General features: G+C 69.1%; 11 protein-coding genes and 1 pseudogene. 4 read left to right on the forward strand and 8 right to left on the reverse strand.

The features are described 5' to 3' along the window. Positions 1–107 precede the first annotated feature (107 nt). Both AC5Y4T_RS11930 and ricR read right to left on the reverse strand, forming a co-directional pair. Positions 108–1,340 carry an MFS transporter gene (locus tag AC5Y4T_RS11930; RefSeq protein ID WP_499917716.1) on the reverse strand — a complete coding sequence of 411 codons (1,233 nt, stop codon included), beginning with the start codon at positions 1,338–1,340 and terminating at the stop codon, positions 108–110. Between the two features lie 134 nt (positions 1,341–1,474). Further along, the gene (gene ricR, locus AC5Y4T_RS11935; RefSeq protein WP_112634682.1) at positions 1,475–1,765 is read right to left on the reverse strand and encodes a copper-sensing transcriptional repressor RicR; all 291 of its coding nucleotides are present in this window, start codon (positions 1,763–1,765) and stop codon (positions 1,475–1,477) included. A gap of 69 nt (positions 1,766–1,834) precedes the next feature. On the opposite strand from ricR, the gene ilvD reads away from it, so the two are divergent. Continuing rightward, positions 1,835–3,550 (forward strand): dihydroxy-acid dehydratase, encoded by a 1,716-nt coding sequence (ilvD, locus tag AC5Y4T_RS11940; protein ID WP_499953118.1) that lies wholly within the window; start codon positions 1,835–1,837, stop codon positions 3,548–3,550. Positions 3,551–3,619: 69 nt separating this feature from the next. Here the strand turns inward: ilvD and AC5Y4T_RS11945 are convergent, their stop codons facing one another. Continuing rightward, positions 3,620–4,060 (reverse strand): SPW repeat protein, encoded by a 441-nt coding sequence (locus AC5Y4T_RS11945; RefSeq protein WP_499917714.1) that lies wholly within the window; start codon positions 4,058–4,060, stop codon positions 3,620–3,622. A gap of 160 nt (positions 4,061–4,220) precedes the next feature. Here AC5Y4T_RS11945 and AC5Y4T_RS11950 point away from each other — a divergent pair, with 160 nt between their 5' ends. Then, complete coding sequence (locus AC5Y4T_RS11950) at positions 4,221–5,210, forward strand: nitronate monooxygenase (protein ID WP_499953120.1); 990 nt, start codon at positions 4,221–4,223, stop codon at positions 5,208–5,210. Here the strand turns inward: AC5Y4T_RS11950 and AC5Y4T_RS11955 are convergent. Continuing rightward, a complete protein-coding gene (locus tag AC5Y4T_RS11955; RefSeq protein ID WP_499953122.1) occupies positions 5,207–5,860 on the reverse strand; it encodes an O-methyltransferase in 654 nt (217 codons plus the stop codon). The two genes, AC5Y4T_RS11950 and AC5Y4T_RS11955, sit on opposite strands and share 4 nt — an antisense overlap. 158 nt (positions 5,861–6,018) lie before the next feature. Between AC5Y4T_RS11955 and mymT the strand changes: the two genes are divergently transcribed. Next, a complete protein-coding gene (mymT, locus tag AC5Y4T_RS11960) occupies positions 6,019–6,165 on the forward strand; it encodes a copper-binding metallothionein MymT (RefSeq protein ID WP_067124138.1) in 147 nt (48 codons plus the stop codon). Positions 6,166–6,207: 42 nt separating this feature from the next. Here the strand turns inward: mymT and AC5Y4T_RS11965 are convergent, their stop codons facing one another. The 4 genes from AC5Y4T_RS11965 to AC5Y4T_RS11980 form a co-directional block, all read right to left on the reverse strand. Further along, complete coding sequence (locus tag AC5Y4T_RS11965) at positions 6,208–8,283, reverse strand: beta-glucosidase (protein WP_499953167.1); 2,076 nt, start codon at positions 8,281–8,283, stop codon at positions 6,208–6,210. Positions 8,284–8,327: 44 nt separating this feature from the next. Beyond that, positions 8,328–8,840, reverse strand: a complete 513-nt coding sequence (locus AC5Y4T_RS11970; protein ID WP_499953125.1) for a TIGR04338 family metallohydrolase — start codon at positions 8,838–8,840, stop codon at positions 8,328–8,330. Then, positions 8,837–9,586 (reverse strand): DUF2786 domain-containing protein, encoded by a 750-nt coding sequence (locus AC5Y4T_RS11975; RefSeq protein WP_499917710.1) that lies wholly within the window; start codon positions 9,584–9,586, stop codon positions 8,837–8,839. The genes AC5Y4T_RS11970 and AC5Y4T_RS11975 overlap by 4 nt, the downstream gene beginning before the upstream one ends. Positions 9,587–9,722: 136 nt before the next feature. After that, a complete protein-coding gene (locus tag AC5Y4T_RS11980; protein ID WP_499953172.1) occupies positions 9,723–10,517 on the reverse strand; it encodes an alpha/beta hydrolase in 795 nt (264 codons plus the stop codon). Between AC5Y4T_RS11980 and AC5Y4T_RS11985 the strand changes: the two are divergent. Next, positions 10,510–11,644 (forward strand): annotated as a pseudogene (locus AC5Y4T_RS11985) (sigma-70 family RNA polymerase sigma factor). The gene AC5Y4T_RS11980 and the pseudogene AC5Y4T_RS11985 overlap by 8 nt on opposite strands. Positions 11,645–11,650 lie beyond the last annotated feature (6 nt).

Raw genomic sequence — 11,650 nt, forward strand, 5'->3', positions numbered from 1 at the left:
CCACTCGGTGTTCTCGACACAGTGTGGCATAGCAGCCACGCCAGCTACCGTCACCGACGGATTGCCGCGACACGAAAGGAGTGCGTTCACGCACTTGACCTGCGCGGCTATGAATCGGGTGAGCTTGTCGGAGCAACGTCCAGCATCCGCCGGTTGGCCGCGATGCCGGCCAGCGCGACGGCCATCAGCGCTGCCGAAGCCGTCAGCATCATCGTGACGCTGCGCTCGTACAGCAGGCCGCCGACCAGTGAGCCGGCCATGATACCGACCTGGAACGCGGTGACGTAGAACCCCGACGCCCCGTCGGGGTCGTCGGCCCCGTTGCGCATCGCGGCGGATTGCATCATCGGCGAGACCGCGGTGGCCATCGCCCCCCACAGCACGATGGCGGCGGTTCCGATCAGCGCTGTGGCCACGCCGGCCCGGCCACCGAACGCCAGCCCGGTCAGCGCCACGAAGGCCGCCGTCAACCCCGTCATGCACAGGATGACGGCGCTCTTGGGCCGGTGATCCAGCGGCCGCGCCACCAGCGGCAACGACAGCAAACCGGCCAGCCCGTAGGCGGCCAGCACGAAGGCCAGGTTGGGTCCACGCACGCCGAGGACGTTGCGGATGATCTCGACGATGAACGTGTAGGACACGAAGTGGCCGGTGACCGCGATCATCGCCAGCACGCTCACCAGAATCAGCCGGGGGTTGCGGTGGTGTCGTGACCTGGGGCCGACGTGGGCGAGCTGGTCCTCGGTGAGCACCATCTCCGGCAGCATCAGCCGGGCGGCGAGCGTGACGGCGGCGGCCGCGACGGTGACGCACACGACGGCCAGGCGCCACCCCCACATCAGGCTCAAGGCCGCGGTGAGCGGGCTCCCCACCACCAGCGCGAGGCTGGTACCGACGTAGATCGACATGGTGGCCCGCCCGGCATGGCTCGGCGGCACGAGCCGGGTCGCGATCGGTGCGATGACCGCCCACAGCAGGCCGTGGGTGATCGCGCAGAGCACCCGCCCGGTGGCCAGCACCGCAAAATTAGGCGCCAGTGCCGAGATCGCCTGCGAGGCCGTCAGGCAGGTCAGGCTGAGCATGAGCGCGCGCCGCCGCGGCCAGTGCGCGGTCCAGCGCACCAGCGGAAACGTCGTCAGGGCCGCCACGAAGGCATACCAGGTCAACAGCGTTCCCACCGCGAACAAACTGACGTGCAGGTCGCGAGCGATGGCCGGCAGCGCGCCCACCGGCAGAATCTCGGCGGTGACGTAGGTGAAGGCCGCGGCCGCCAGCACAGCCAACTGAGCCGCGATCCGTGGGGTCCACGTTCGCGCGGCAGCGTTGATTTCGGCAGTCATGGCTTCTGTATCGGCCGGACTACCCACTTCCTGGGTTGTCGCGCCTAATGCGATCACACTGCCTTACCGTACGGACCGCAACTACGCCTCCCCCCGCATCAGGGCCGTAGCGAAGGTCTCAACTGCATCACCGATCAAGAACGAACCAACCGCGCGATCGCGGCGGACGCCTCGTCGAGCTTGGCTTGGGCATCGTCGCCGCCCTCGGCGACGGCGCGGGTGACGCAGTGGTTCAGGTGCTCGTCGAGCAGGTTCAGGGCGACCGACCGCAGCGCGCTGTTGACGGCGCTCACCTGGGTGAGCACGTCGATGCAGTACTTGTCTTCCTCGATCATCCGGGCGATGCCACGCACCTGGCCCTCGATGCGTCGCAGCCGCTTCGCGTAGTTGTCCTTCTGCTGCGAATACCCGTGGTCGTTCGTCACCCCGCCAGCTTATACCCCGTTGGGGTATCCCCCGGTCAGCTGGCCACGGCGTTCCCGCATACTTGAGCGATGCCCCCCACCACCGATTCGGCCCCCGCCGCCGACATCAAGCCGCGTAGTCGTGACGTCACCGACGGCCTGGAGAAGGCCGCCGCCCGGGGCATGCTGCGGGCCGTAGGCATGGGAGACGAAGACTTCGCCAAGCCGCAGATCGGGGTGGCGTCGTCCTGGAACGAGATCACCCCGTGCAACCTGTCCCTGGACCGGCTCGCCAAGGCGGTCAAGGAGGGCGTCTTCTCCGCCGGCGGATACCCGCTGGAGTTCGGCACCATCTCGGTGTCCGACGGCATCTCGATGGGCCACGAAGGCATGCACTTCTCGCTGGTCTCCCGCGAGGTGATCGCCGACAGCGTCGAGACGGTGATGCAGGCCGAGCGGCTCGACGGGTCGGTGCTGCTGGCCGGATGCGACAAGTCGCTGCCCGGGATGCTGATGGCCGCCGCACGACTCGACCTGGCCTCGGTGTTCCTCTACGCGGGGTCCATCCTGCCCGGGCTTGCCAAGCTGTCCGACGGCAGCGAGCGCGAGGTCACGATCATCGACGCGTTCGAGGCGGTCGGCGCTTGCGCCCGGGGTCTGATGCCCCGCGAGGACGTCGATGCCATCGAGCGCGCGATCTGTCCCGGTGAGGGCGCGTGCGGCGGCATGTACACCGCCAACACGATGGCCAGCGCCGCCGAGGCGCTCGGGATGTCGCTGCCGGGCAGCGCGGCGCCACCGGCGACCGACCGCCGCCGCGACGGGTTCGCGCGGCGCAGCGGTGCGGCCGTCGTCGAGCTGCTGCGGCGCGGCATCACCGCCCGCGACATCCTCACCAAGGAGGCCTTCGAAAACGCGATCGCGGTGGTGATGGCGTTCGGCGGCTCGACGAACGCGGTGCTGCACCTGCTCGCCATCGCCCACGAGGCCGGCGTCGAGCTCTCGCTCGACGATTTCAGCCGGATCGGCTCGAAGGTTCCGCACTTGGCCGACGTCAAGCCCTTCGGCCGCCACGTCATGTCCCACGTCGACCACATCGGCGGCGTGCCGGTCGTGATGAAGGCGCTGCTCGACGCCGGTCTGCTGCGCGGCGACTGCCTGACGGTGACGGGTGCGACGGTTGCCGAGAACCTGGCCGAGATCGCGCCGCCCGACCCGGACGGCAAGGTGCTTCGCGCCCTGAGCAATCCCATTCACCCGACCGGCGGGATCACCATCCTGCGCGGATCGCTGGCGCCCGAGGGGGCGGTGGTGAAGTCGGCCGGTTTCGATTCCGACGTGTTCGAGGGCACCGCAAGGGTTTTCGACGGCGAGCGGGCCGCGCTGGACGCTTTGGAGGACGGCACCATCACCAAGGGTGACGCCGTGGTGATCCGCTACGAGGGCCCCAAGGGCGGGCCCGGCATGCGCGAAATGCTGGCCATCACCGGCGCCATCAAGGGTGCGGGTCTGGGCAAGGACGTGCTGCTGCTGACCGACGGCCGGTTCTCGGGCGGGACCACCGGCCTGTGCGTCGGACATATCGCGCCCGAGGCGGTCGACGCCGGACCGATCGCCTTCCTGCAAGACGGCGACCGCATCCGCCTGGATGTGGCCAACCACGTGCTCGACGTGCTGACCGATCCTGCCGAATTCGAGTCGCGCCGAAAGGATTTCACCCCGCCGGAGCCCCGCTACAAGACCGGGGTGCTGGCCAAGTATGTGAAGCTGGTCAGCTCGGCCGCGATCGGCGCGGTCTGCGGCTGATCGCCGCCCCGGGCCGTGAGGTTCGGCCCGGGGCAGGCGAACCGCCTTGCGGTCTAGCGAAGTTCGCGACTACGCGCGCGTGTCCGCCGCGCGAGTGCGCATGCCGAAGTAGGTCGCGTTGAGGCCCAAGAACGTCAACAACGCGCCCGCAACGACATTCGACCAGACCATGCCGGCGCTCAGCGTGACGCCCGGCAGGATCCAGGTCGAGACGATGACCCAACCGCCCAGAACCGGCATCGTCCAGGTCATGCCGTGCGCGCGATCCAGCGCGGTCGCGAACCCGTAGGCCAAGAACGCCGCCGCGATCCCCGCGATCAAGTCGGACGTGGTGAGCGATGCCGTGGCGTTGAATCCGACGATCCACGGCGACGCGGCCACATACAGGCCCGTCAGCAGGGCCAGTCCGAACGTGACATGCGCGCTCATCGACTCGGCGACGCGCTCATAGCGCGCACGCAGAGCCAACAAATCGGGATGGTGATCGATTGATGAATGGACTGTACTCATTTTGTGACCTTTCTGTTATGCAGCAAGCCTTTTGAGCCCGACTGCACCCATCCATCTGGCGTCAAGATTACGCCGGCGCACCATGGCCAGCAACGAAAAGCGGCGCCCGACGGGGCCGCTCCGCGGGGTCGTATCGATAAGGCGCGTAGCGTCTTAGGGCATGGATATCGTCGACCGGCTGCGCCTCGATGTACCGGTCGGGCAGGCCGGCATGGGCGGCGGACTGGCGGGCCCGGCGCTGGCGGGCGCGGTCACCCGGGCGGGCGGGCTCGGCACGCTGGGCATCGACACGCCCCGCCGGCTACGAACGTCGATCGAACAGGTGCGCGCGCAGGCGCCTGACCGCGCCGTGGCGGTAAACCTGTTGCTGCCCTTCGTTCATCGTCGTCACGTCGCGGTCTGCGTCGACGCCGGCGTGGACGCCGTCGTCCTGGCGTTCGGCGACAAGCGGGGGCTCGTCGCGCACCTGCGCGATGCCGGGGTCTTCGTCTTCGTGATGGTGGGCACCGAGGCGCAAGCGCGTGCCGCGATAGCCGGCGGCGCCGATGGTTTGATCGCTCAGGGACGCGAGGCCGGAGGGCATCTCGTGGGCACGATGGCGGCGCTGGATTTTTTACCGCACGCCCTCGCCGTGTCCGCCAACCGCCCGGTCTTCGTGGCCGGTGGCATCGCCACCGGCGCCGACACCCGCGCCGCGCTGGATGCCGGCGCCAGCGGTGTCATCGCCGGCACACGATTCCTGTTGACGCACGAAGCCAACGCGAACCGCGAGTACCAGCGGCGAATCCTGCAGGCGGACAGCACGATCGAAACCAACCTGTTCGGGCTGAGCTGGCCGCTGCGCCACCGCGTCGTGCCCAACGCGGCCACCCGGCGGTGGTGCGGCCACGACGGGAAGGCCAAGGCGCTCCCTTCTGCCCTGAACGCGGCCAGCCGCCCGCTGTCGGCTCTGGGCTATTTCGATGCGGGGCCGCTGATGCGCCTGCAGTCGCCCGCCTTCCCGTTCTTCACGCCGCTGGCGCCGGTGGCCGGCGTGCCCGACTCCTGGTTGGACAGCGCGGCTTTGTACGCGGGCGAAACCGCTTTGCGGATAGGCGAACTCACCTCCGCCGAGCAGGCCGTCGCCGACCTCACCCCGCGCTACACCTAGCGCACCAACGCGAGCGCGAAGCCGTCCCAAGGCTTGGCGCCCACCGTCTGGATCACCGCGGTGTCCAGCCGCGGATCCTCGCCCATCGCCTGCAGCGTTCGCCGGACAGCCTGCGCCTGGGCGTTGGATTCCGGGTCGAGGATCTGTCCCTGCCGAATCACGTTGTCCGCCACGATGACCGCGCCGGGACGGGCCAGTCGCACCGACCACTCCAGGTAGGCGGGGTAGTTCTCCTTATCGGCGTCGATGAAGATCAGATCGAAGGGACCGGTCACCGTCGGCAGCGTGTCCAGCGCGGCCCCGACGACCACCTCCACCCGATCGGCGAGGCCGGCCCGCTCCAGGTTGGCCCGCGCCACCTCGGCGTGCTTGGGCTCGTATTCCAGCGTCACCACCCGGCCCTGCGGGCCGGCGCCGCGCGCCAGCCAGATGGTGCTGAAACCGCCGAGCGTGCCGAGCTCGAGGATGCTGCGCGCGCCGGTGGCACCCGCGAGCACGCTCAGGAACTTTCCCTGCTGGACCGATACCGCAATCGGGGGCAATCCGGCCGCACTGCTGGCCTCCAGGGCGGCGCTCAAGGACGGATCGTCCTGCACCACCGTGCTGTCCAGAAATGCGTCGACGTCTTCGGGGGTTGGTTTCTCGGTCATTTCGCCCACGCTAGCCGCGCCCGACCGGGTTGGCACGGCAAGCCGGACCGGTATCGGACCGGTGGTGGCCGTTTACGACATACCCTCGGGGGGTATATAGTGAGGGTGCGGTCGACCCGCACCGCACGAGTCACCACAACGAGAAAAGGGTGAGTTACATGGCAACTTACGAGGCCGGGACCGAATTGACCTGCGGCCACGAAGGCTGCGGCTGTCGCGTCCGCATCGAGGTCCCCTGCCACTGCTCGGGTTCGGGTGAGCCCTACCGCTGCACGTGCGGCGACGCGCTGACCCCCGTCAAGTAGTCCGTCGGGCCGGTCGTGCGTTCGGGTGTGTGCCCGTGTGATTCACCGCCCGAACGTACGGCCGGTCACCTCGACCGTGGCTTCCAGCCGCATCGCTATCGCCGACGTACCCACCGCCGCGGTATAGGCGCCCGGGCTAATCCGCCAGCTCTTGGCGCCGCCGTCGTAGCGGGCGAGCAGGCGCGGGTCCGCCTCGATACTCACCCGGTGGGTCGCCCCGGGCTCGAGCTCCACCCGCGCGAATCCCAGCAGCCGCAAGCACGGTTCACCGGCGGCGGCCGTCAGGTAGAGCTGGGCAACGTCCGCCCCGGCGCGGTCGCCGACGTTGACGACGGTGAAGCTGGCGCGGATCGTTTCGCCGCCGCTGACCACCAGGTCGTGGTAGTCAAACCTGGTGTAGGACAACCCATGACCGAAGGCGAACATCGGCTGGTGGCCTCGCGTGGCAAACCAGCGATAACCGACGTCGGAGCCCTCGAAGTATTCGATGGTGCTCGCCGTCCCCCACGGTTCGCCGGGGTCGGGCAACTGCGGCCGCGGCGTCTGGTCGAGGTCCACCGGAAAGGTGATCGGCAGCCGGCCCGAAGGGTTCACCCGGCCGGTGAGGACCTCGGCGATGGCCCGGGCGCCGGCCTGGCCCGGAAACCAGGCCTGCACAACGGCGTTCACCGTCTCGCGCCAGGGCATGCTCACCGGATTGCCGGTCTGCAGCACCACGACGGTGTCGGGGTTGGCCGCCGACACCGCGGTGATCAGTTCGTCTTGGCCCCACGGCAGGGACAGGTCGGCGATGTCGAAGCCTTCACCCTCCGCGCGGACCGCGAACACGATCGCGATGTCGGCCCTGTGCGCCGCGCGCACCGCCTCGGCGAGACTGATGCCCGGGTCGAATTCGAACTGCGCGTGTGGCAACTGTTTTCGTAGCTCTTCCAGCGGACTCGGTGGCAGCAGGTACAGATTGCGCATACCGGCCTCCAGGCCCGTGCCGCCGATGGGGACCACGGCCGCGTACCCACCTCGCGGCAGAACGGTGCTGGAACCGTATCCGGCCGGCACACCCAAGTGCGCATATCCCCCGATGACGGCGATACGCACACTCGACCCGGGCTCCAACGGCAACAGCCCCCGGTTCGTCAGGAGCACCGTTCCCTGCCGGGCGATGTTCAGCGCGATCTCGTTGTGCGCGGCCAGGTCCGGTGGCGGCGCCGGCTCGGCGTTGTCGACACCGACGGCGAACATGGACCGCAGGATCCGGCGAACCATGTCCGACAGTCGCTCCTTTGTCAGCCGCCCGTCGGCATACGCGTCGCGCAGCGGCGCACCGAAGGACTCGGCCTGCCGCAACAGCGTGTCGATCTGGGCGCCACACTCCTGATCGAGGCCGGCCAGGGCGCACCGCCAGCTCGGCGTGGCACCCCAATCCGACATCACCCACCCGGGGTAGCCCCAGGCATCCTTCAGGACCTCGTTGATCAAGACGGAGTTCGCCGCGGCGTAATCGCCGTTGATCTTGTTGTAGGCGGTCATCACGGCGCCGGGTTGCGCGCGCTCGATCGCCAATTCGAAGGCCAGCAAGTCGGATTCGCGGTGGGCATCGGGATCGATGACCGCGTCCAGGAAGTGCCGGTTGGTTTCGTTGCAGTTCAACGAGTAGTGCTTGACCGTCGAGATCACGCCTTGGCGCTGGATGCCGTCGATCGACTCGGCGGCCATCGTGGCGGTCAAAAGCGGGTCCTCGGAATGATATTCGAAGTTGCGGCCGTTGCGCGGGTCGCGGGCCAGGTTCATCGCACCGGCCAGTTGCACGTTGAACCCGCGGCTGCGCGCTTCGCGGCCGATCAGTTCACCCGCGGCCCGGGCCAGTGACGGATTGAAGCTGGCGGCCAGCGCCAGACCGGCGGGCAGCGCAGTGGCCGTGTCGCCCGGGCGGAAACCCGGGTTGGTGATGCCCAGGCCGGCGTCGCTCATCAGCAACGCCGGCACACCCAGGCGCGGGATGCCCGGCACGTATCCCGCACTCATCGGCGTGTTCGCGGGGATCCGCTCGTCGCGGACCGGCCACATCTCGCCGGCCCCCAGCACCGACACCAGCAGCCCGAACCGCTCGTCGTCGGTCATCCGGGCCTCGACGTCGCGGGCCCGCGCGTCGGGATCGGCCTGGCTCACCGCACGCCCTCTTTGGCGTAGACCACGCGCAGCAGGTGCCCCAGTTCCGGTCCCATCACCAGCTCCGTCAACTCGCAGATCGTCGCAACGAACTCGGGGCCGTGCGGCGGCTCGGCCTGGCACAAATGATGCGCCACTTCGTGCAGCATCACCAGCTCGCGCAGCGCCCAGTCGGCGGTGTCGCGATCTGGCACCGCGATAACGCCTGTGCCGTCACGGTTTTCGTAGTGCGCGGCGCTGGCGGCGCGCCGTTGCCGCACCCGCAGGGGCGACGCGGCCGGCCACCGTTGCCGCACCGCCGGAAGCGCCAGCACGTCGTCCACATAGCGCTGCGCGGAGGCCACCGAACCGAATCGCCCCTCGGGCGGCAGCGTCAACTGCGTGCCGAAGAAGTCCACCACCGGTGAGCTGTACTGGGCGGCACGGTCGAACAGCGTCCGGACGAACTCCTCGGCCGCATAGACCTTGGAGCGTTGAGAATCCCGCCGCGGGGAGTCCCCCGCAGTCACCCGCTCAACGCGCTCCGCGCCCCGGGAAGCTCGGGACTGTTGCCGAGCCGCGCTCGCTTGCCGGCCCGGTCCCCGGCGCGCCGCGCCGCCGACGAATACCCCGCCGATGCCCGGGCGGCCTGCCAGGTGCCGCGCGCCTTCGACGCGCCGCGGTAGTAGTCCACCAGCTCGACCTCCTTGTCCCGCAACGCAATAGCGGTGCCCGGCGCCCGGCTGCGGTCTTTGGTGGCTTCCCGCCGGGCCTGGTCGCGGGCCTCGGTCAGCCGCTGGCCGACGCGCGCCCCGAACGCCAGCTGGAAGTTGAGCCGGGCGGTGATCGTCGGCGTGGGACGGTGCGCACCCGAGGCCAGGTAGGCGTCCGACGCGCGGACCATCTGGACGACCAGGCTGGCGTACAGGGCGTGGCTGGCGTCGATGTCCTCGACGAACCCGTAGGCATAGACGAACGTCGAATTCGACGCCACGTCGCATCGCACATCGTTGGCCGCGGCGATGAGCACGAACAGCTGTACATACGTGCGTAACCCCTTGGTGCCGGCGGCCCCGATGGTGATGGTGCGCTGCGTCGGTGCCTGCGCCGCCGACCGCTGGGCGGAATGGGAGCGCGCCACCGCGAGGTCGATGGACGCGGCCGTCGCGAGCCGCTGCGCGGCGGACATGAACGCGTCGGCTTCGTGGGTGTTGTCGGTGCCCTCGGCCTGACGCAGCAGCGCGGCGATGCGCGCCAGCATCTTGTCGTCAGTCATGGCGCCGCTCCTCTCCCCCGCAAGCGGGAGGTCCCCCCACGTCGCTTCGTCCCCCGCAAGCGGGAGGCGCCCCCACTGCATCGTCGCCGGCGCGAGTCATGGCGCCAAAATACTGGAGCCCGCCGACACGCCCGTCTCACAGGCGCGCGGTGATCCAGGAGACCACGTCATCAAGCACCTGCCGGCGCTCGGGTTCGTTGAAAACCTCGTGATAGAGCCCCGGATACACCTTCAACTCGACGTCGGTGGACCCCACACACTCGACGAGGCGCCGGCTGCCCGCGACCGAAATCAGCCGGTCCTGCTCCCCGTGCACCACCAGCAATGGCGCCGTCAGGGCCGGCGCCCGCCGCGGCATGGTCTCGCCGACCAGCAACAACGCGCGGCCGATGCCGGCCGGCACCTTGCCGTGATACACCAGCGGGTCTTCTTTGTAGGCGGCCACCACCGCGGGGTCCCGGGAGATGGCGTCGACGTCGAGTTCCTGCGCCGGCAGCCCGGGCATGACGACCCCGAGCACCTTGGCGGCCAACCCCAGCAGCGGCGAGACCTGGTCCTGGGCCGCGACCGCGGGCCCCGAGAGCACCATCAGGTCGTAGTTGTCCGGGCGTTCGACGCCGTAAGCGAAGACGATTCCGCCGCCCATGCTGTGCCCCAGCACGACGCACTTGAGGCCGTGGTGTTCCCGGGTGGCGATGCCGACCAGGGTGTCGAAGTCGGAGGTGTACTCATGGATGTCGCGCACCAGCACCCGCTTGCCGCCGGAGCGGCCGTGCCCGCGATGGTCCAGCGCGTAGGTGACCAGGCCGGCCTCGCCGAAGCGCTGTGCGACGTGGTCGTAGCGCCGGGCGTATTCGCCCAGACCGTGGGAGAGCACCACGACGGCTCGCGGGGCGGTGTCGGGCGTCCAGACGTCGTAGACGATGCGCACACCGCCGAAGCCGTCAAAACTGCGTTCGGTGCGGTTCACTCGGAGGTCCTCGTCATTACCGGCAGCGTAGTGGCTGTTGATTCGGGCCGGATGGCCCGACACTGCGTAGGCTCATGCGGATGAGCCTCCTCGCGCAGAACTCTGAAGGTGACCCGGTGACCGGCGAGGGTTTCTCGGAGCACGCCGAACCCTATCGCCGCGAACTGCTGGCCCACTGCTACCGAATGACCGGGTCGCTACACGACGCCGAGGACCTGGTGCAAGAGACCCTGCTCCGGGCCTGGAAGGCCTACGACCGTTTCGAAGGCAAGTCCTCGATGCGGACGTGGTTACATCGCATCGCCACCAACACCTGCCTGACCGCGCTGGAGGGACGCCAGCGCAGGCCGCTGCCGGTGGGCCTGGGCGGTCCGAGCTCGGACCCGACAGCCGAGCTGGTGGAGCGGCGTGAGGTGCCGTGGCTGGAGCCGCTGCCGGAGTTGACCGAGCATCCGGCCGACCCTTCGGTCGTCGTCGGGTCGCGGGAGTCCGTGCGGTTGGCGTTTGTCGCTGCGCTGCAATACCTTCCGCCACGTCAGCGGGCGGTGCTGCTGCTGCGCGACGTACTGCAGTGGCGCTCCGCGGAGGTCGCCGATGCGGTCGGGACCACCACCACCGCCGTGAACAGCCTGCTGCAGCGGGCCAGGTCTCAGCTCGAGGAGGTGGGGCCCAGCACCGAAGACCAACTGGTGCAACCGGATTCGGCCGAAGCGCAGGACCTGCTGGCACGCTACATCGCCGCGTTCGAAACCTACGACATCGACCGGCTGGTCGACCTGTTCACCGCCGAGGCGATCTGGGAGATGCCGCCGTACACCGGTTGGTATCAGGGGGCGGGGGCCATCGTCACCCTGATTCATCAGCAGTGCCCGGCCGAGGGCAGCGGGGACATGCGCATGCTGCCGCTGATCGCCAACGGCCAGCCCGCCGCGGCCATGTACATGCGCGACGGCGAGGCGCACATGCCCTTTCAGCTGCAGGTGCTGGATGTGCGGGGCGGCAAGGTGTCCCACGTGGTGGCCTTCCTCGACGACACGTTGTTCACGAAATTCGGCCTGCCCAGTTCGCTTCCCGCGGAACGGCATTGAGAAGGA

Source organism: Mycobacterium sp. NGS11, assembly GCF_059813315.1.